The organism is Bradyrhizobium sp. Tv2a-2 (genome assembly GCF_000472425.1).
Taxonomy (GTDB): Bacteria; Pseudomonadota; Alphaproteobacteria; order Rhizobiales; family Xanthobacteraceae; genus Bradyrhizobium.
Genome location: NZ_AXAI01000012.1, coordinates 149,542 through 169,950, shown reverse-complemented (window position 1 = coordinate 169,950; position 20,409 = coordinate 149,542). Strand labels below are relative to the sequence as shown.

Here is a 20,409-nt window from a genome sequence, read left to right as displayed (position 1 = left end):
TGGCTGTGGCGATCGGAAGCACTCAAGCCTTTTGGGTAAATTCGCTCGGTGTCCTGCCGGTAACCTGCCGGAAAGCATGCGAAAATGCGGGGATGCTGGCATAGCCGAGCTCACCGGCAACCTGCTTGATCGAGACGTTGGTATCGGTTGACAGCCGCTCGATGGCGGCCGCAATCCGCGCGCGCTGGCACCAGCTTTTGAAGCTCAGCCGGGTCTCGGCCGAGAACAGTCGCGACAGCGTCCGCGCCGAGGTTCCGATCTTCTCCGCCACCGCGTTGATCTCGTAGGCGACAGCGGGATCGGCCAGCACGAGCTCGGCGGCGCGACGGCAGCGCGGCTCCTGCGGCAACGGGATGAAGGTCGCGGAATCGTCCGCCCGGCGCAGCTCGAGCATCGCGAGCTTGACCAGGAGGGCGGTGCGCTCGCGCTCATCGCCGGTATCGAACAGGGCCAGGATCGCCTGCTGCAGCAAGGGCGACACCCGCACCACGAATTCACGCGCAAGGCTCTTGTGGCGCGGCGCACGCTCGAGCCAGCTGACATCGAAATAGAGCGTGCGCATCTCGATGTCGGCGAGCACGTCGATGGCGTGCTCGAGCAGCGCAGGGACCCAGACAGCGCGATCTGGCGGCACCAGCCACCGCCCCTTGGGTGTCGTCACCTGCATGGTGCCGCGGGCCGCATAGACGAGCTGCGCCTCACGGTGCATGTGGGGATCGAGCCGGGTGCCCTTCCTGTAGTGCCGTGCAACAAGATGCACGCCGTCTTCCGCAGCGCGGCGGTCGGCTCCTAGCGGCTTGATTGGCGTTTCGACGATAGTCATTGGCCGCATCCCGTCATGCCAACAACCTATAACGAAATGCCGAGGAAAGAAAATTCCCAAGAGAATGCACCAAGAAAATTTCCAAGGTAGGAAATGAGGACCTGACTTATGAACAATTCGGGACGGGTGATCGGCTTCGTCAATGCCGCTCACTTCATCGACCACTATTCGATGCTGATCTTTGCCGCCGCCGTCATCGTGATGGGGCCGGCGCTTGGCATGGCCTATTCGGAACTGTTGCCCTATGCGACGCCGGGCTTCATCGCCTTCGGGGCCGGCTCGCTGATCACCGGCTGGCTCGGCGACCGCTGGAGCCGCCGGCACATGATGGTGATCTTCTTCATCGGCATCGGGCTCGCGATGATCTCGGTCGGTTTCGTTCAGACGCCGCTGCAACTTGGCGCTGCGCTGCTTGCGATCGGCATCTTCGCCTCGATCTATCATCCCGTCGGCACCGCTATGATCGTATCCTATGCCGACAAGCTTGGCCGCGAGATGGGGCTGAACGGGGTCTGGGGCAATCTCGGCGTCGCCTCCTCGGCGCTGGTAACCGGCGTGGTCGGGCAATATCTCGGCTGGCGCTTCGCCTTCATCGTGCCGGGCATCGTCACCATCCTGATCGGCATCGCCTTTGCGCTGATGGTCGTGCACGAGGACCGCAAGGGTTCGAAGCAGGCGGCTCCTCAAGCGCGCGTGGCGAAAGAGGATATGTGGCGGGTAATCCTGTCGCTCCTGATTGTCGTGATCGCAATCTCGACCACCTTCAATGCGGTGACGGTCGCGTTGCCGAAATTGTTCGCCGAGCGCCTCGAGGGGCTCACCAGGAGCCCGGCGCTGTTGGGGGTGATCGCGGCCTGCGTCTATGTGTTCGGCGCAATGACGCAATACACGATCGGCAAGCTGCTCGACCGGCATTCGCTCAAGACGGTGGCGCTGCCGCTATCCTTCGTGCTGGCGCCGTTTCTCTATTTTGCCGCCACGCTGTCGAACCTGCCGCTGATCTTGGTGTCGATCGGCATCGTCATGGGCGCGTTCGGGCAGGTCACGGTCAACGATGCCATGGTCGGCAAATACACCTCCGAAGAATGGCGCTCGCGGGCCTATGCGGTGCGCTATTTCGTCGGTTTCACCGCGGCCGGCGCCTCGGTCGGCCTGGTGGCCTGGCTCTATGATCAGGGTGGCTTTGCCACCATGCTGCACGCCTTCGCCGGCCTCTGCCTGCTGGTGATCGCTGCCGCCATCATCCTGCCGCGGGAGATCAGGACGCCGGCGGCGACGGGAGCTTGATGAGATCAAGTTCGGCTGGCGGCCCAGGTCTTCACCTCTCCCCAGCGGGGAGGGGTGAAGCGAGCGGTTCGATTGGTCAAACCTAAACTAAGCAGGCGTGGATAGGCCTCAGGCCTGAGCCTGTCCCGCCGGTATTTGCGTTGATCCTCGGCGTGCTGCTGCACCGCCCGGTCTACGGGCGCTGGCTGCGCGGTGGGCAAGAACGAGGAAAAATCTTGTCGCGGCCACTCGGCACCGATCGAGGTCATCCGCAATAGTCTCTTGCTGTCGGGAGTAAGCACACTCCGGCAGAGCGCCGTCGTTGGCAGCTTCATCGTACTCGCGCCCATGTTTGACAAGTTCAACGGCTCCCTCACGGAACAGGCTGCGGCGCGTGGCTTCTGTCCGGACCGACGCTGAATGGAGATTTCAAAGCGCATGTGTCCCGTCGAACACAGCTGCGCGGATATCAAATCGGTCATCTAGTAATACTATATGCGATCGTCACAATACACGCTAAGGTAAAATCCAACCTCAGGTTGATGTGCGCCGGGTCTTCGGCGGCAGAGATCAGCATCTGCTGGGGAGGGAGCTCGTTCCAGGCTTTAGGGCTTTGGGCAGGGACGCGTCACAAGAATAGACAAAGCCGGGGACGCCGGGAGGCAACAAAGAAATGTTGGATAGATTTGCAAACACCGCACGCATGTGCGGCGTGGGAATTGCTTTGTCATCTCTCCTGAGTGGTGGAGCGCATGCGGACGATCTTTTCACGAAAGCTCCGCCGGTTCCTTATGTTTCGGTCGATGATTTCTGGACAAGACCGTATCTGTTTGGCGATCTCGGCAGGACGAAGCTCAAGGAGCAGGGCATCGATATTGGCCTGACACTTGGTAATGAATCCGTCGGCAACCTGTCGGGCGGAGACAGGAACACCGCAGCCAACGCTGGACAGCTGTGGTTCGGGGCCAAGCTCGATATGGGGAAGCTGGCCGGCATTCCAGGCGGCACGGTCGGCCTCACGCTGGTTGAACGCTACGGCAGCAATCTAAATGCCGAGGCAGGGATTCCGGCCCTGCAGTTGACCAACGAAGTTTTCGGCCGCGGCAATATTTTTCGCCTGACCCAACTCTACTACTCTCAGATGCTGTTCGATGACCGCCTTGAACTCAAGGGCGGCCGTCTTCCAGTCGGCTCCGACTTCTTCTTCGGCCTGTGCGAGTTCATCAACCTGACCTTCTGCGGCGGCCAGCCCGGCAACATCCAGGGTGGTTACATCTATAACTGGCCGGTGAGCCAATGGGCCGGTGTCGCCCACTTCAGTATCACCAAGGAATTGAAAATTTCGGCTGGCGTCTACGACGCCAATCCAAACTATCTGACGACGTCAGACCCCAGCATCTACTTCTTGCCGGGAGTCCCTGGCTCAAACCCCGGCTCGGGTGTGCTGGTGCCGGTGGAGTTGACATGGAGTCCCAGTGGTCTCCTGTACGGGACCTGGAGATTTGGCGGCTGGTATGACAGTGCATCGACGATTGATGGTGGCCTCCCCGGGATCATCGCGATAATCCCGGGCGTCGGCGGTGTCCCAGATCAAAATCTCGGGGATCAAAGAGGCCGCTACGGCATTTATGAGTCGATCCTGCAGCGCTTGACCGTCGACGGCCCCAAAGCACAGGGTTGGTATACCTTCCTCAATACGACCGTCGCCGATCATCGAACGTCGTTCCAGGATTACCAGATCGCCTGGGGCGTCAAGCACACCGGAACATTCGCCTCGCGGCCCGAGGACGAAGTCGGCTTCGCGGTGGGCACGACCCACGTGAATTCGGCCGCCTTCGGCCCGAATGCAGGCGGTAACGAGGTTCCGCTCGAAGCCTGGTACGGCTGGCAGGCGACCGGTTGGATGAACCTCAAATTCGACGTCCAGTATGTGATCAATCCTGGCGGGCGCGGGTATAATGCCGCAGGCGTGAAGACCGATAATGCCGTGGTTCTTGGTATGCGCACCGAGGTCCACTTCTGATGCGCTCAGCGGGCTCGGCCGTCCGCCCTAGCTCCGCGTTTGTGATCACGCCTGCGGCGCGGCCTGCGTGGCGGGGGCCTTTGCCTTCCGCTCCGTACGCCAGTTCTCGAAGCGCTGCACCACGACGAAGAAGGCCGGCACGAACAGGACGGCAAGGCAGGTCGAGGCCAGCATGCCCGAGAACGCGGTGATGCCGATCGACTTGCGCGCGCTGGCGCCGGCGCCGGTCGCCAGCACCAGCGGCACCATGCCGAGGATGAACGCGAACGACGTCATCAGGATGGGGCGGAAGCGGACGCGCGCCGCCTCGATTGCGGATTCGATCAGCGGCCTGCCGTGGTCGCGGTGCAATTCGACGGCGACCTCGACGATCAGGATCGCGTTCTTCGCCGACAGCGCGATCAGGAGGATCAAGCCGATCTGGACATAGAGATTGTTGTCGATCTTCAACCCCTCCAGCACGATGGTCGGCCCGAGCAAAGACAGCGGCACCGCGAGGAGCACCGAGATCGGCGTGAACCAGCTCTCATATTGCCCGGCGAGCACGAGGTAGACGAGCAGCATCGCCAGACCAAACGCGTAGTAGATCTGGTTGGAGACGGCCTTCTCCTGATACGACATTGCCGTCCATTCATAGCCCGTGCCGTGCGGCAGGGTTTTATCCGCGATCTGCTCCATCAAGCTCAGCGACTGGCCGGAGCTGTAGCCCTGCGCGGGCAGGCCGACGATGGTCGAGGACGGGTATAGGTTGTAGAGGCTGATCAGCGACGGGCCCACTGCGGGCGTGATCTTCGCCACCGTACCGATCGGGACCATGTCGCCGTTCTGGTTGCGCACCTTCATGTTGGCGATATCGCGCTCGGTCAGGCGAAATTGCGCATCGGCTTGCGTGTAAACCTGAAACACGCGGCCGAATTTGTTGAACTGGTTGACATAGGAGGAGCCGAGATAGGTCGACAGCGCCGAGAACACCTGGTCGGTGGTGACATGCAGGGTCTGAGTCTTGACGCGGTCAACCTCGACATCATATTGCGGCACGTTGGCCCGGAACGGTGACTGCACGCGCTGCAGCGCGCTCTGACTCTGTGCGTTGGAGACCATTGCGGTCGTGATCGCCTGCAGCTTGGCATAGTCGCTCCCGCCGTCGCGCAATTCCACCTGCATGGCAAAGCCGGCGGCGTTGCCGATGCCCTGGATCGGCGGCGGCGGGATCACCAGCACGCGGCCTCCCATGATGGTTGCCATCTTGTCGTTCAGCCCATAGACCAGCGAGCGCAGATCCTCGCCTGGACCACGCGAGGACCAATCCTTCAGCACGATGTAGGCGACGCCGGCGTTGGCGAGGCTCGCGCTGCTGTCGAGCGCAGAGATGCCGGCGATGGTAGTAACCTGGGCGACGCCGGGCGTCTTCTGCGCGATCTCGGAAACCTGCTTCAGCACCTCCTGGGTCCGGTCGAGCGCCGCCCCGTCGGGCAGCTGGACGGCGGCGAGCAGATAGCCCTGGTCCTCGATCGGAAGGAAGCCGGTCGGCACGCGGGCAAGCCCATAGAAGCCAAGGCCGATGAGGATCAGCGCAATGGTCACGGAGACGCCCGCATGCCGCACGATCACGCCGATCAGCGCGGTGTAGCGGCGTTCCAACCGGCCGTAGACATCGTTGAAGCCGCGATTGAACCAGTTACGCTGTTCCATCGGAACCGCCGGGCGCAGCCACAGCGCGCATTGCGTGGGCTTGAGAGTTGCGGCGTTGATGGCGCTGAGCAGCGCGGTAGCGGCGATCACGAGCGCGAATTGTGAATACATGCGGCCCGTCAGCCCCGGCAGGAACGAGGCCGGCAGGAATACCGAGATCAGGACCAGCGTAATGCCGATGATCGGTCCGAACAGCTGGTCCATCGCTCGGATGGCGGCGTCGTGGCCGTTCATGCCCTGCTCGATATTGTGGGCGGCGCCCTCGACCACCACGATGGCGTCGTCGACCACGATGCCGATCGCGAGCACGATGGCAAACAGCGTCGACAAATTGATGGTGAAGCCGAGCGCGGCCATCGCAGCAAAGGCGCCGATGATGGTGACCGGCACCGTGGTTGCCGGCACCAGCATGGCGCGCCAGTCCTGCAGGAACAAAAGGATCACCACCAGCACGAGGAAGCCGGCCTCGATCAGGGTCTTGTAGACCTCATGCACCGAGGCTGACACGAATTTTGTGGTGTCGAAGGGCGTGCTGTACGTGACGCCTTGCGGGAAGGCGCGCGCAAGCTCGGCCATCTTCTTCTCGACCGCCTGCTGCACCTCGAGCGCGTTGGCGCCGGGGGACTGGAACACGCCGATGCCGGCGGCCGGCTGATTGTTGAGCGAAAATATCTGGCTGTAGGTTTGCGCGCCGAGCTCGACCGAGCCGACGTCGCGCACCCGCGTCACCTCGCCATTGTTGCCGGTCTTGACGATGATGTTCTCGAACTGGCTCACATCCGCCAGCCGTCCGTTGACGTTGAGCGTGTATTGGAATGCCTGCCCCGGCGGCGTGGGCGGGCTGCCGACCTGTCCGGCGGAGACCTGCTGGCTCTGCTGCTGGATCGCCTGGATGACGTCCTGAGGCTCCAGGTCGCGCGCCTGCAGCTGGTTGGGATTGAGCCAGATGCGCATGGAATATTGGCCGGCGCCGAACACCGTGACATTGCCGACGCCTGACAACCGCGACAGCTCATCGCGGATGTTGATGGTCGCATAGTTGCTCAGGAACAGGCTGTCATATTTTGCGTCAGGCGAGCTTAGCGTCACGAACAGAAGAATCGATGTCGATTTCTTCTGCACGGTGACACCCTGATTCTGCACCGACTGCGGCAGTTGCGACAGCGCGCTGGCGACGCGGTTCTGCACCAGCACCTGCGCGAAGTTCAGGTCGGTGCCGATCTTGAACGTCACGGTAAGGGTATAGGTGCCGTCGGCGGCGCTATAGGACTGCATGTAAAGCATGTCCTCAACGCCGTTGACCTGCTGCTCGATCGGCAGCGCCACGGTGTCGATCACGGTCTTGGCGCTGGCGCCGGGATAGCGGGTGGTGACCTGCACGGTCGGCGGCACGACGTCGGGATATTGCGCTATCGGAAGGTTGAGCAGCGCCACCGCGCCGATCAGGATCATCAGAAGCGCGATCACGTTGGAAAGGACCGGCCGTTCGATGAAGAATTTCGAGATCATGGCCCGCTCCTGCTGGCAAAGACCTGAAGTGGTGGACGCTTACTTGGCGGAGGCTTGCGGCTGCTGGATCTTCTGCAGCTGCGGATCGACCTTCTGGCCCGGGATGCTCCGGAGCAGGCCCGCGATCACGACGCGGTCATCAGGCTTGAGGCCAGAGTCGATCACGCGCAGGCCGTTGTCGACCGGCCCGGTCGTCACCGTGCGTTGCTCGACGACGTTGTCCTTGTTGACAACCAGCAGATAGCGGCCGCTCTGGTCGGCGCCGAGCGCGGTGTCAGGCACAAGCAGGGCGTTGTCCTGGGTGTCGACGGGGACGCGGACCCGGACGAAATAGCCGGGCAGCAGCACACGCTCGGCGTTGGGAATGAGGCCGCGCACGGCGAGCGTCCCCGTCGCCTGATCGATGGTCGGCGCCGCGTAGTCGAGCTTGCCGGCATGCGGATAGCCGTCCTCGGTCTGCAGGCCGATCTCGACCGGCGTCTGCTTGAGTTGGGCTGTCGTCAGGCGACCCTCGCGCTTCGCCTCGGCACGGATCCGCAGCACGTCCCGCTCATTGACGTTGAAGTTCACATAGATCGGATCTTGGGAAACGATGGTCGCAAGCTGGGTCGGGGAGGATGCTCCCACCAGCTCGCCGACTGAGACGAGATGCGCGCTGACCATGCCATCGAACGGCGCGGTCACGTTGGTGTAGCTGTAATTGAGCGCCGCGAGCCTGGTATTGGCTTGCGCCTGCTGCAGACTGGCCCGAGCATTGTCGCGGTTCGCGGTGGAGGTGTCGAGCGTTGCCTGCGACACGGCCTGGCGCGCGACCAGATCGGTCTGGCGCTGAAAATCGAGCTCGGCCTGCTTCAGCGAGGCCTGCGCGCCGGCCTCGGCTGCCCGCGCCTGATCGAGCTTGAGCTTGTAGGTCTCCGGCTCGATCGTGAACAGCATGGTGCCTTCCTTGACGAAGGCGCCGTCCGTGTAATCGATCGATTGCAGGAAGCCCGAAACGCGCGCCACCAGATCGACCTGCTTGACGGCTGCGGTGTTGCCGGTCGCTTCCAGATAGCGCGTGATCGTCCGCTGCACGGGCACGGCGACGTCGACCTTGGGTGGTGGCGGCGGCGCGTAGATGTTCTGCTCGCAGCCTGCGAGAGTGACCAGCGCAAGGGAAGCGGCTGCGAGCCGTATCGGATGCCTGCCATGGGTCAGCCGGAGTTGAAGCGGACGAGCAGGCGTCATTACAATGCCTCTTGTGTTCAACGCCTGCAAGCAGGCTCGCGTCTGCATAGCAACATTCCGCATCCAGTGGAACCCGAAACCCGACCGCACTCTGTGGCCAGCCGTTGCGCCGCGACATGCCATGTTCATGGGGATGACATCTTGATCTTGCTTTCAAGAATTTGTCTTCTCAAAGCGGCGTAAGATGAACGACGATGACGAGGATCCGCCGAAAAGCTCATGGGGGAGGGAGTTCAATGCTGAATCGATTTTTGCGGGCCCTGGCGAGCCTGGGTCTTGGTGCAACGGTTCTGGGAGCGATGATGATGATGCCGGCTGCGGCTGACGGTTTGAAGGACGAAATCGCGCCGACCGGAAAATTGCGGGTCGCGATCGCGATCAGCCCGGCCGGCGGCGCGTTCTGGTGCACAAAGACCGAGACCGGCTATGCCGGTGTTCCCGTCGATCTCGGCAAGTCCATGGCGGCGCAGCTCGGCGTTCCCGTGGAATATGTCGTACACCGGAATTCCGGCGAGATCACCGATGCCGCCGCAAAAGGCACCTGGGACGTCACGTTCCTGCCCAAGGACACCGAGCGCGAAGCCAAGATGTCGTTCGGCCCGGTCTACGAGGTCGCGGACGCAACCTACATCGTCAAGGCCGGCTCGAACGTGACCAATTTCGTCACGCTCGACCAGGCGGGCATCAAGGTCGCCGCCGTCAACAACACCACGACCATGCGCGGCGCGCAGGCGTATCTGAAGAACGCCAAGGTCACGGGCTATGCGACCTATGATGAAATCTTCAACCTTCTCAAGAACGGCGCGGTCGACGCCTTCGCACTCTCGCGCGACCAGCTCAATGCCATGGCGAAGAAGCTTCCGGGCACCAAGGTGCTGGACGAGACATTCAAGAAGACGGTCACCGCGGCGGCCGTGCCGCTGAACCATCCGCAGTCGCTCGCCTTCGTCAAGAAATTCATGACGGACGCGACGTCGGACGGCGTGTTGCGACAGGCTTATGACAACAACGGCCTGAAGGACTCACCTATCCGGACGCAGTAGGGCGCGGGCAAGCGGTGCCCCTTCCCGCGGAAATGCCGAGCGGTTTGTGTCAGCTCGGTGTTTGCCGTTGACTCGGTCCGGCCGCGACGCAACCAGATTACCATTGAGTTGGCCGCGTCTTGGGGCGTATGATGCTCTTCCATATTTTATGACGAAATCTGTATTGTGAAGCGAAAAGCCGCATGGCTGGCGGTTCCAGAATCCCCCCAATTGCCCTGCTGCGCGGTCGCGAGAACAGGAGGCTCATCATGGTGAGGGCATCACTTTCTCTGGTAACGGTGTTGGCCGCCGTATCATTCGCCAACCCGGCCTTTGCCCAATCGGACGAAGACAAGCTTGGCAAGGTTCATTTCGAAACCTCGTGCAACGCTGAAGCGCAAAAGCTGTTCGACCGCGGCATGCTGTACCAGCACTCGTTCTGGTACCGCGCCTCGCAGAAAATGTTTGAGGATACGCTGAAGGCCGATCCCGCCTGCAGCATCGCCTATTGGGGCATCGCCCTTAGTCTGTTGTGGAATCCTCATACCGCGCCGCCGGTGAAGAATCTCGCGGAGGGGGCTGCGGCGATCGAGAAGGCGAGGGCCATCGGCTTCAAGACGGAGCGCGAGCAAGCCTATGTCGACGCGCTGGCCGCGATGTACACGAATTACGAGACGCTCGATCATCGAACCCGGCTTCTGGCCTATGCGAAGGCGATGGAAGCCCTGGCGCAACGCTATCCTGATGACGATGAGGCGCAAATTCACTATGCGCTCGCGCTCAACACGTCGGCTTCGCCGGCCGACAAGACCTATGCCAACCAGCTCAAGGGCGCGGCCATTCTCGAGACGATCGCCTTGCGGCAGCCGATGCATCCGGGCGTGGCGCACTATTTGATCCATCTCTACGACTACCCCGCGATCGCAGATAAAGGCATCGAAGCCGCGCGGCGCTACGCCAAGATCGCGCCGGACGCGCCACATGCTCTGCACATGCCCTCGCACATCTTCACGAGAGTCGGCTATTGGAACGACTCGATCGCATCCAATGTCGCCTCCGCGCGCTCCGCGAAGGAGACGGGCGACTTGTCCGACGAGCTGCACGCGATGGATTATCTGGTCTATGCCTATCTGCAGCTCGGCCAGGACGACAAGGCCAAGGCCGTGATCGACGAGATGAAGAGCGTCGCCGGATTCAGCGAAAGCTTCATCGCAGGGCCTTACGCGGAGGCCGCCTCGCCGGCGCGTTACGCGCTGGAGCGGGGCGACTGGAAGGCCGCGGAGGATCTGACGGTGCGTCCGAGCCCGCAGGCAAACGCGCAGGCCATCACCTATTTCGCCCGTGCTCTCGGAGCCGCTCGCGCCGGTGATCCCGAGGCGGCCAAGGCCGACATCGCCAAGCTTGGCGAGCTTCGCGACAAGCTTCGGGCAGCAAAGGATGCGTACTGGACCGAACAAGTCGATATCCAGGCGAAGATCGCCTCCGCCTGGGTGCTTTATGCCGAAGGAAAGAAGGACGACGCGCTGAAGGCCATGAGCGATGCCGCCGACGCCGAGGACCGCACCGAGAAGCATCCGGTGACACCAGGCGTTCCCAAGCCGGCGCGCGAGCTCTATGGCGAGATGTTGCGCGACAGCGGCAATGCCAAGGACGCGCTGACGGCCTTCGAGGCGACACTGAAAAAGGAGCCGAACCGGCTCGGTGCTTATGCCGGCGCTGCGCGAGCGGCCGAGCAACTGGGCGATGCCGCCAAGGCTCGGCAATATTTCAGCAAGATCGTCGAACAGGCCGGCAGTGAAGGCAACACTCGCAGCGAGGTCGCCGATGCGCGCGCCTATCTTGCTGGGCATTAAGAAGGCCCGGCACAAGTTGGGCACAGCGGCGGTAGCGACACTGTCCATGATGTTGACGCTGCCGGCGGGACCTGCTGCAGCCGGCTCATTGGATGTCGTGGGTTATGCCGGCTTTCTCGGAGAGTGGGAGTTGACGGCGACGCTCAAGGAGGACGACTCAACGGCAGCCAACTATTCGGGGCCGCTTTCGATGAAACATGTGGGCCTCTGCACCCAGGACGGCCCGGAGGAAAAAACCGGAGAAATACGTGTTCGGATGTCGACGTCCTCGTCACGGCTACAGGCGACCCTGTCGCTGGACGGCGTCGAATGCGGTTATCAGGGAGTCTTGTCTGAATTCTACAGCGGAACGATGAGTTGTTCCGGCCGCGAGGCGGTGCCGTTGAAGCTTTGGATCAAGGAGGCGAGATAGACGGAGCCGGCCTGGCGCCGCTCGCGTCAGGCTCCGTCAATTCGTTCCGCCCGCGATCGGATCGAGCCCGCTCTTCACCATCTCATCCTTCGCAACCGGTGAGGTCTGCAGGAACTTGATCAGCGCCCTGGCAGCCTCCGGCTCTTTCGAGACCGTGGCGACGCCGGCGGAGAACACGGTGATCTTCTGCAAATCCGCCGGCAACGGACCCACGATATCGATGCCCTTCACGGGCTTCAGTTCGCTCATCTGCTGCAAGCCGATCTCGGCCTCGCCCTTGGCGACGATCTCGCCGACCGGGGTCGCCGGGATCATCTTTGCCTTGTCCTTCATCTCGGCGGCGATGCCGAGCTTGTTGAACATCTCGGTCGAGACATAGACGCCGCTGGCGCTGTCGGAGTAGGCGACCGACTTGGCCGCGAGCAGCGCGTGCTTGACCGCGTCGCTGGTCGAGATGTCAGGCCTGGGCGCGCCGGCCTTCACCGCGATCGCGATCGGAGACTTCACGAGGTCGACGCGGCTTGCCTCGACCACCTTGCCCTTCTTGATGAGATCGCCGAGTGCATAGCCGACCATGATCAAAACGTCCGCCGGCTCACCGCGATCGAGCCGCACGGGGATCGCATTGGTGGTCGTGCCCATCGATGGACCGTAGGCCACCTGCACCTTGTTGCCGGTCTGCCGCTCGAACTCCGGCACCAGCGCGTTGAACGCCGCGGTGAGCCCGCCCGAGATCATGACCCGCACCTCGGCCGCCTCGGCCGAACCGGTCAACAGCAGCAGGGCCGCGAGACCGGCGAACAGGCTGCGGAATCTGGTGGTCGACGGCGTCATAGCTAGTCCTCCCGGGCGTAGTCTTGCGTGCGCCCTCTTATCTTGTACGAGCGTACAAGGCAATGCGGGAGGGGCATATCAGGGCGTCACCCGCGAGGCGGCGACGCCCGCGTGCATCATGAGGCCTGCGCAAGCGCCGGCTAGGCCACTGCTCTGTAGTCCGGCGCCGAGGCGAGAAACTTCGCATAGGCGTCGGCATCGGGCGGCGTGAACTTCTCCTTCAATGCGCTGCGGCGGCGCAAGGATGTGCCGATATCGGCCAGCAGCTCGTCGAAATGCTTGAAGTGATAGGGCGCAACGCACAGCCCGCCATAGACGCCGGCCGCTGGCCGCTCGACGCGCTTGAAGTGCAGCATCATCTCGATGTTGTCACGCATCTCTTGCGTGCTTGGCTGGCGGGCGAGCCTGCCGTCGGCATAGCGCACCAGCCAATGTGCGGCCAGGTCGGCGCAGAGCACGGTGCAGAAGCTGGAGTTGAAGCCGACAAAGCCGAGCTCCGGCAGATCAGGATTGGCAATCAGGCGATAGAGCCGGTACTGGCCGTCAGGATCGACCAGCTTGCTGCGATAGGCTTCGGGCAGGAAGGGGACGCCGAGCTTGTAGCCGATGGCGAGCACCGCGATGTCGCAGCCGGAGCGCTCGCCATTGCTCATGACGATCTGGCCGCCCTCGTAACGGTCGAAGGTGCCGCGGATCGCCTTGATGCGGCCGTCCGCCACCATCGGGTAGAAGCCGGGAGTAGCGATCGGTACCGAACAATTGACGCCGTCCTCGATCCTGGTCTCCGGCAACATCTTGCATTTGGCGAGCTTCAGCTGCGCCTTCAACATGCTTTCCAGCCCGCGCCAGTTCGCCCATACGAACGGCTTTGCGATCTTGTGCGCAAGCCGCGCCATGGGGCCGATGCCCCAGCTCGCAAACATCTCCTCCTGTGCGCGGATGTAGAGGATCCGCTTGAAGTTGACGAGGCCGCCGATGAAATAAGGGATGCGCCACACCGGCTCGCGATAGACGATGGTGACCTCGCGCGCGCCGGAATTGACCGCGTTGACGGCGATGTCGGTGGCGGATTTCGAGCCGCCGAGCACCACGACGCGGCGTCCTTCGGCGAGTGAGGCATCGCCATAGCTGGATGAATGCAGGATCTCGCCGCCTTGCGCTTTGAACGCGTCCTCGCCGGGAAGCTTGAGCTCCTGCGGGTCGTTGAACTGGCCGGTGCAGATCGCGACAAAGTCGAAATCCTCGCGGCCGGTCTTCTCGGGCGTCGTCAACTCCAGCGTCCAGCCGGGCTTGCCGTCGGCGCGGCGGCTCATGGCGGCGACGGTGGTGTTGAAGCGCATCAGGCCGTCGAGCCCGTGGCTTTTCGCGTAGTCCGCGAGATAAGCGTGCACCTGCGGCCCCTTCGGCCATTCCGGATAGGAGTCCGGCATGGCCTTTTCAGTGTAGCGATAAAGGTCCTTGGGGCTTTGCGTCTGCACGTCGGGATAGGCGCGTGAGGGATCCCAGACCCCGCCGAGATTGGCGCTCTTCTCGACGATGGTGACCTTGTGACCGCGCGCGGCAAACGCCTTTGCTGCCGCAAGGCCGGAAACGCCGGCGCCGATCACGCAAACCTGCTTCTGGCTGACCATGTGATTGCTCCGATTTTGTCAAAGCGCGCGTCATCGTTCGCTCGCGAAGAGCGCGATGCAGGTCGGGAATGGCGATGCCGTGTTACTCGTTCGCCTCAGGCGGCAGGAAATCCACCTCATGCTGGGCCGAGATGCGCACCACTTCGGCCGGGTCGGTGAGGTTGTGCAGCTTGTCGAACAGCGCCTCGAGTTTCTGCATCGGCGAGACCCAGAACAGCGCGCGTGCCGGCTTGTCGGACTTGTTGAAATAGCCATGCGGAATGCCGCGCGGCATGCGCACGAGATCGCCGGCCTTGGCCTGCACCCAGACGCCGTCAAGCTTCAGGTCCAGCACCCCCTCCTGCACCAGGATGAACTCGTCCTGGGTCGGATGGACGTGCACCGGTACGAACTGCCCGGGCTCGCTGTTGGTCTCAAAGGCGAAGGTGGAGTCGGTTACGGCTTTGGGAAAGTAGATCTGACCCAGGATGTTCCAGGTCTTGCCGTGAAATCCCTCGCCGTTGCGCGTGATGCCTTTCTCGAGCGTCGCCATGGTCTTGCCCTCCGGTTGATCGCGGTGCGAGCATCCGACGGCGGACGTCGCCTGTCTATCCGATAAACGAATCCGCGTCAGGCGGGGCGTCGCGGGCCGGATTTGCGCGGCGGTGCAGCGAGGAGGAGGGCGCGACGAGATTTGGATTGGGGCGTATCATCGCGCTTTAGCTCCTTGATTGAGCATGATCTTTCCAGCAAACCGCCGCCCGCCTCTCCGGATCATGCTTGGGGCAGGTTGCCCATTGTTCGCTCTCGCCAGCCGCTTGCCAGTACATGAAATTGTTATAAGCTTAAAATAATTTCGAGAGGCGATGGCTGTGGCGAATGCGGTCGTTCCGATGATGGCTGGCAAGGCAATGCCGCCCGATACCGGGCGGCTCAAGGGCTTTGGCCGCGTCGCCACGCCAAACGTCGACGAGGCGGCCGAGCAGATCGGGCGGATCTTCTGTCCTCATGATCTCGAGCCGCTGCGCGCGACGTCGCCAGGCTTTTTCGCACGGCACAATTGCGCGCCGTTCGACGGCTTCTCGATCAACTATGTCGCCTATGGCGGATCGGTCGTGATCGATCCCGGCTGCCTCGAGCGGTTCTTCCTGGTGCAGATTCCCTTGTCCGGATCGGCGCGGGTGCGCACGGCTGCGCGCGACATTGGACGTACACCCGATGTCGCGGCCTCGCTGCTGTCACCAACAGTGCCGACCGAGATGCTGTGGCAGAATGATTGCGCCCAGCTCATCCTGCTGGTGGAGCGCAAGCTGGTCGAGCAGCGCGCCGCCGCCCTGGCCGGGCGGGAAATACAGGCAGTCGAATTCGATCCGCTGATCGATCTGCGGCTGCCCGCAGGGCGCGGCTTGCGCGCGCAGATGGAAGGGCTTGCCGATCTTGCCGAAGGCCTCGGCGCCGGCCGGCCGCTGTCGGCGGTCGCCGCGGCCGATTGTCGGGAGGCGTTGCTCGACGCGCTTCTGCTCGGTCAGCGTCATGGCCTGTCGGAAGCGATCAGGACGTTCGCAGGCGCGGGCGAGACCTTGCCTTGGGCGTTGCGGCGGGCACGGGATTGTCTGCAGGCGCATGCCGCCGAGCCGCTCGATCTGGCGCAGCTCGCGGCCGTCGCCGGCATCGGCGTCCGTGCGCTGCAGCTCGGTTTCCAGCGCCATTTCGGCACGTCGATCTCAGACATGCTGCTGGATATAAGGCTGTCGCATCTCAATGCGCAGCTGAAGCGCGCCGCTCCCGGCGCGCGTATCATCGACATCGCCTTCGATCTCGGCTTCACCCATCTCGGCCGCATGGCCGGCGCCTACCGCGCCAAGTTCGGCGAGACGCCGTCGGCGACGTTGCGACGGCTGCATTGAGATCTCCGGCGGCATTGAGATCTAAAGCAACCTGGTTGAATGGACCTGAGCCGCGTACTCGGTTCACCTCTCCCAACGGGAGAGGTCGGATCGCATCGAAAGATGCGATCCGGGTGAGGGGTTACGGTCTCTCGTCGGAGCTGCGGCCCCTCACCCGGATTGCTTCGCAATCCGACCTCTCCCCGCTGGGGAGAGGTGCACTCTGTGGCGGCCAGCCGAAACCCAATATTTATCTTGCTTAGTTGTTACGAATTGACGTGCACGAAATCGCGCAGGAGCGGATAGATCTCGTTATTCCACTTCTTGCCGCTGAACACGCCGTAATGGCCGACGCCGGCCTGCATGTGATGCACCCGCCGATAGGCGCGCACGCCGGTGCAGAGCTCTTGGGCCGCGAGCGTCTGGCCGATGGAACAGATGTCGTCGCGCTCGCCTTCGACCGTCATCAGACCCATGCGCCGGACGGCCGCCGGATTCACGGCGCGGCCGCGAAACTGCATCTTGCCCTGTGGCAACAGATGGTCCTGGAACACGTCGCGCACGGTCTCGATGTAGAACTCCGCAGTGAGATCCATCACTGCGAAATATTCGTCATAGAAGGTCTTGATGGCTTCCGCCTTCTCCGTCTCGCCTTTCACGAGGTGATTGTGGAGATCCATGTGCTGCTTGATGTGGCGCTCGAGATTCATTGACACGAACGCCGCGAGCTGCACGAACCCGGGATAGACCTTGCGGAACGCGCCTTTGCACTGGACCGGGACGTAGTTGATCAGATTGTGCTCGAACCATTTGATCGGCTTGCTCTTGGCGAATTCATTGACCTTGGTCGGCGCAATCCTTGTGTCGATCGGGCCCGCCATCAACGTCAGCGTGGCGGGGCGGGACGGGTGGTCGTCCTCGCACATGATGGCTGCGGCACAGAGCGCGGAGACCGAGGGCTGGCAGATCGCGACCATATGCGGGCGCGGGCCGAGCTGGCCCAGGAACTCGATCAAATGGGCGGTGTAATCGTCGAGCCCGAAGCGGCCTTCGCCGACGGGAATGTCGCGCGGATTGTGCCAGTCGGTAATGTAGACGTCGTGGTCCTGCAGCAGCGTCTTCACGGTGCCGCGGAGCAGCGTGGCAAAATGGCCTGACATCGGCGCGACGAGGAGCAGGCGCGGCTGCTCGGGGCCGTCCTCCTTCCTGAAGTGAAGGAGCGAGCCGAATGGCGTCGCATAGGCGATCTCTTCGCTCACCCTCAGGTCGCGGTTGCCGACCCTGACACTGTCGATGCCGTAGGGCGGTCGCGTATAGGTCAGTCTGGCGCGGGTAACCAGTTCGAGCGCGGCCGACAGCCGCGACACCACCCGGTCCGACCTCCCTTGAGGGACCAGATTCTGGGGGACAAGATTGAGGTATTTGAGCGCATTGGCGGCCCCCGTCCGCCACGGCTCCGTCATGTCCATCTGGTTCTGGAAGGCCTGATACAGCATCGAATTCATTCACTTTCGCCCCCGCCCCTATGGCCATGCAATATCGAAGCCAGAGCGGGGTCAATTTGCCCTCCAAATTGGCACGTCGCTTGCTGCACAATATGCGGAAAAGCATGGGTAATTGCGCATGCCGGGTGGCGAGATCCAGGTGGTTCGAGGGTTCGTTGACGGGTAGTCTCAAGAGGTAGGGGGAGGCCATATGGCGAAGGCGACACTGACCATCAGCAGCAAGAATTACTCCTCCTGGTCGCTGCGCGGCTGGCTTCTGACCAGGTTCTCCGGCCTCGACTTCGAGGAGATCGGTGTTGCCCCTGATGACGCGTCCGCGCGCGCGGAAATCCTGCTGCTGTCGCCGACCATCCTGGTGCCGTGCCTGCGCCATGACGGCGCGACCATCTGGGATACGCTCGCCATTGCCGAATACCTCAACGAGGCCATGCCGCAGGCGGGCTTGTTGCCGGCCGACCGCGTCCAGCGCGCGCATTGCCGCTCGATCTGCGGCGAGATCCATTCCGGCTTCACCACGCTGCGCGCCTCGCTGCCGGTCAATCTCAAGCACCACTTCCCGGGCTTCAAGATCTGGACCCGCGCGCAGGCGGACATCGACCGGGTCTGGGCGATCTGGAACGAGTGCCTGGCGGCATCCGGCGGGCCCTATCTGTTTGGTGCCCAGCGCACCATGGCCGACGCGATGTACGCACCCGTCGTGACACGTTTCCGCACCTATGATGTCAAGCTGTCGGAGCGACTCGAAGCCTATGCTGCGACGATCATGTCCATGCCGGAAATGGTCGAATGGATCGCCGCGGCCAAGGCCGAGCCGGAGGAAATCGAAGAGCTCGAGGTCGAATATTAGGCAGTTCTGGCGGCGGGTTGCCTTTTTGCGGGCGCCCGCCGAAGGCACGTCTTGCATAACTTCGTGCCAGAGGCTGGGGCTCCGGCTGAATGACGCAGCGGTGGCCGGCGCGTCGAGGCAAATCCCAAAAACGCGGATTCCGCTCTCTCGCCAGATGCTTCCGTGAGGGCTTGCGGCGGCGCGCGCCGATTTGCCGCGCTGCAGGATGGCTGGCGTGATTCTCGCATGGCGGACGCAAGTTGCGAAACGCCGTTTCCGGTGTTGCCGAAAATTTGGACGCCGGCGGTTGTGGTCGCGCCAACATGGTGGAGGCGTCATGAACAAACCTGTCGAGGTCAAGACATTCTCGCACGTCAAACCCGGCGACACCGATTTTAGCGCTGGGGGGTTACGCGACTTCTTCCTCTATCGCGATCTCGGCATCGCGAAGGCGACCGGCGGCCAGGTGATCTGCCACCTGGTCAAGGCCAATCCGGATTGCCCGCCCGAGGAAGGCACCGGCTGGCATCGCCACGAATGCGAGTTTCAGATCGTGATCATGATGAAAGGCTGGGCGCGCTTCATGTACGAAGACAAGTCGACGCTGGTGCAGGCCGGCGACGTCGTGCATCAGCGGCCGAACATCGTTCACTACCTGTACGATTACTCGCCGGACATGGAGTATCTCGAAATCGTCAGCCCCGCCGATTTCAAGACCGTGGACGTGCCCGCGCTGGTCGACAATTTGCCGCCGCCGACACCCTGGACATAGGGCGTGGGTCACGCCGTTGCCCGTTAACTTTTCTCGTATGCAGGCGACGATACCGATCGGCTCGTGCGGCTGGATCTGGTGCGTGGTCTTGCGCCGGCTCCGACATCTAGCCGTGAACAAATCGCTGACCGGCTGCGAGCAGTGATTCGGGCGCGATTCGTTCCCAGCGTGTTCCGAACATTAAGACGCCGTCGACCGGCGTCGCATTTTGGAACAGATCGCATCGACCGACGGGCGGTCGATGTGATCTCGGCGAGTGTCTCTGCCACTCGCCGCGATCCGCTGCTTTCTACAAAACAAAAATCTGCACACTCATTTGTGGCTGTGCGCGAAGCGCGGCAACCGCCAGCCGATCACGGTTGCTTCGAGCGCGCCGCCGGATTCATGATTGCGCCATTGGCCGTCGCGATAAAAACAGTCGAACGGTAGTTGGTAGGTTCCGCTCTGGTCTTCGCACAGCACCTGGACCGGCGTGCCCGGCGGCGGTTCGCCCGCGCCGTCGAATTCAGCCAGTCGTCGATCGCGTGTTGCCATCTGATCTTCCCCGCGTTGCGCGGCGCGGACGCGCCGTCAAGTTCCCCGCCCGCTTGCTGCACCCAGCCGTCTGGAATCAAAAGCGCCGGAATAAGGTATCAGTGTGGTATCGGTGGTGAGCCAAACAAGGCAATTTGATGTGATGAAACGGGGGCGAGGCGTGATGATGATGCGAAGTGCCGCTGCCACTCTGATGGCATTCGCCATGTTGCTGCCGATATCGTGGCAGGCCTGTGCGCAGGACATTCCCGGTATCGAGATTTGCACGGTCGAAAAGACCATGGAGCGACGCACCAGTTGCCTGCAGAGCAATGTCGATTTCCTGCAGAAGACGATGACGAAACTGTCCGCGGATCATCAGCAGAAGATCGATGCCACCAACCGCCAGATTGAAGGACTGAAGGCAACAATCGTCGGCCTGCAGAAGGTCGTGGCCGACCTGCAAGCCGCGCAAAAGCAGGCGGCGGAGGATGTGAAGAAGAAAGCCGACGCACCACCTGCAAAGGAGAGCGGCAAGTAACCGCGCTCACCGTTATTTCCGGGGCGATGTGCTAAAGCGCGATGAGATTTGGTTGAATCGTTATCGCCCTTTAGGTCTTTGATTGAGCATGATCT

Annotated in this window: 17 protein-coding genes; 9 read left to right on the top strand and 8 right to left on the bottom strand. The window is 62.5% G+C overall.

The annotated features are described in order from the left end of the window. Positions 1-22 precede the first annotated feature (22 nt). Positions 23-823 (bottom strand): AraC family transcriptional regulator, encoded by an 801-nt coding sequence (locus A3AI_RS0125030; RefSeq protein WP_024518224.1) that lies wholly within the window; start codon positions 821-823, stop codon positions 23-25. Positions 824-931: 108 nt separating this feature from the next. Between A3AI_RS0125030 and A3AI_RS0125025 the strand changes: the two genes are divergently transcribed. Together A3AI_RS0125025 and A3AI_RS0125015 are read left to right on the top strand one after the other, a co-directional pair. Next, positions 932-2,110: an MFS transporter gene (locus A3AI_RS0125025; RefSeq protein ID WP_024518223.1), complete on the top strand. Its 1,179-nt coding sequence runs from the start codon at positions 932-934 to the stop codon at positions 2,108-2,110. Between the two features lie 652 nt (positions 2,111-2,762). Beyond that, entirely contained in the window at positions 2,763-4,112 is a 1,350-nt protein-coding gene (locus A3AI_RS0125015; RefSeq protein WP_024518221.1) for a carbohydrate porin, read from the top strand. A gap of 45 nt (positions 4,113-4,157) precedes the next feature. Here A3AI_RS0125015 and A3AI_RS0125010 read toward each other — a convergent pair whose 3' ends face one another. After that, positions 4,158-7,313 carry an efflux RND transporter permease subunit gene (locus A3AI_RS0125010; RefSeq protein ID WP_024518220.1) on the bottom strand — a complete coding sequence of 1,052 codons (3,156 nt, stop codon included), beginning with the start codon at positions 7,311-7,313 and terminating at the stop codon, positions 4,158-4,160. A 39-nt stretch (positions 7,314-7,352) separates the two neighbouring features. Continuing rightward, positions 7,353-8,540 (bottom strand): efflux RND transporter periplasmic adaptor subunit, encoded by a 1,188-nt coding sequence (locus A3AI_RS0125005; protein ID WP_024518219.1) that lies wholly within the window; start codon positions 8,538-8,540, stop codon positions 7,353-7,355. A gap of 302 nt (positions 8,541-8,842) precedes the next feature. On the opposite strand from A3AI_RS0125005, the gene A3AI_RS0125000 reads away from it, so the two are divergent. The 3 genes from A3AI_RS0125000 to A3AI_RS0124990 all read left to right on the top strand — a co-directional run bounded on the left by A3AI_RS0125000 (position 8,843) and on the right by A3AI_RS0124990 (position 11,827). Next, positions 8,843-9,583, top strand: coding sequence for a transporter substrate-binding domain-containing protein (locus tag A3AI_RS0125000; RefSeq protein ID WP_036049528.1), 741 nt, complete (start codon positions 8,843-8,845; stop codon positions 9,581-9,583). Between the two features lie 248 nt (positions 9,584-9,831). Beyond that, positions 9,832-11,415 carry a tetratricopeptide repeat protein gene (locus tag A3AI_RS0124995; protein ID WP_036049477.1) on the top strand — a complete coding sequence of 528 codons (1,584 nt, stop codon included), beginning with the start codon at positions 9,832-9,834 and terminating at the stop codon, positions 11,413-11,415. After that, positions 11,387-11,827: a hypothetical protein gene (locus A3AI_RS0124990; RefSeq protein WP_024518216.1), complete on the top strand. Its 441-nt coding sequence runs from the start codon at positions 11,387-11,389 to the stop codon at positions 11,825-11,827. The genes A3AI_RS0124995 and A3AI_RS0124990 overlap by 29 nt, the downstream gene beginning before the upstream one ends. A gap of 36 nt (positions 11,828-11,863) precedes the next feature. On the opposite strand, the gene A3AI_RS0124985 is transcribed toward A3AI_RS0124990, so the two are convergent. From A3AI_RS0124985 to A3AI_RS0124975, 3 genes are all read right to left on the bottom strand, one after another. Beyond that, on the bottom strand, positions 11,864-12,661 hold the full coding sequence (locus A3AI_RS0124985) for a substrate-binding domain-containing protein (protein ID WP_024518215.1): 798 nt from the start codon (positions 12,659-12,661) through the stop codon (positions 11,864-11,866). Positions 12,662-12,801: 140 nt separating this feature from the next. Continuing rightward, positions 12,802-14,292 (bottom strand): flavin-containing monooxygenase, encoded by a 1,491-nt coding sequence (locus tag A3AI_RS0124980; RefSeq protein ID WP_024518214.1) that lies wholly within the window; start codon positions 14,290-14,292, stop codon positions 12,802-12,804. A gap of 82 nt (positions 14,293-14,374) precedes the next feature. Continuing rightward, positions 14,375-14,824, bottom strand: coding sequence for a cupin domain-containing protein (locus A3AI_RS0124975; protein WP_024518213.1), 450 nt, complete (start codon positions 14,822-14,824; stop codon positions 14,375-14,377). Positions 14,825-15,164: 340 nt separating this feature from the next. On the opposite strand from A3AI_RS0124975, the gene A3AI_RS0124970 reads away from it, so the two are divergent. Further along, the gene (locus tag A3AI_RS0124970; RefSeq protein WP_051382492.1) at positions 15,165-16,178 is read left to right on the top strand and encodes an AraC family transcriptional regulator; all 1,014 of its coding nucleotides are present in this window, start codon (positions 15,165-15,167) and stop codon (positions 16,176-16,178) included. Between the two features lie 245 nt (positions 16,179-16,423). Here the strand turns inward: A3AI_RS0124970 and A3AI_RS0124965 are convergent, their stop codons facing one another. Further along, positions 16,424-17,662, bottom strand: coding sequence for a polyhydroxyalkanoate depolymerase (locus A3AI_RS0124965; protein ID WP_024518211.1), 1,239 nt, complete (start codon positions 17,660-17,662; stop codon positions 16,424-16,426). Positions 17,663-17,852: 190 nt separating this feature from the next. Between A3AI_RS0124965 and A3AI_RS0124960 the strand changes: the two genes are divergently transcribed. Both A3AI_RS0124960 and A3AI_RS0124955 read left to right on the top strand, forming a co-directional pair. Next, on the top strand, positions 17,853-18,509 hold the full coding sequence (locus A3AI_RS0124960) for a glutathione S-transferase family protein (protein ID WP_024518210.1): 657 nt from the start codon (positions 17,853-17,855) through the stop codon (positions 18,507-18,509). A 316-nt stretch (positions 18,510-18,825) separates the two neighbouring features. Next, on the top strand, positions 18,826-19,260 hold the full coding sequence (locus A3AI_RS0124955) for a cupin domain-containing protein (RefSeq protein WP_024518209.1): 435 nt from the start codon (positions 18,826-18,828) through the stop codon (positions 19,258-19,260). A 312-nt stretch (positions 19,261-19,572) separates the two neighbouring features. Here A3AI_RS0124955 and A3AI_RS0124945 read toward each other — a convergent pair whose 3' ends face one another. Then, positions 19,573-19,794: a hypothetical protein gene (locus A3AI_RS0124945; RefSeq protein WP_024518208.1), complete on the bottom strand. Its 222-nt coding sequence runs from the start codon at positions 19,792-19,794 to the stop codon at positions 19,573-19,575. A gap of 163 nt (positions 19,795-19,957) precedes the next feature. On the opposite strand from A3AI_RS0124945, the gene A3AI_RS0124940 reads away from it, so the two are divergent. Continuing rightward, positions 19,958-20,314, top strand: coding sequence for a hypothetical protein (locus A3AI_RS0124940; RefSeq protein WP_024518207.1), 357 nt, complete (start codon positions 19,958-19,960; stop codon positions 20,312-20,314). Positions 20,315-20,409: the final 95 nt, after the last annotated feature.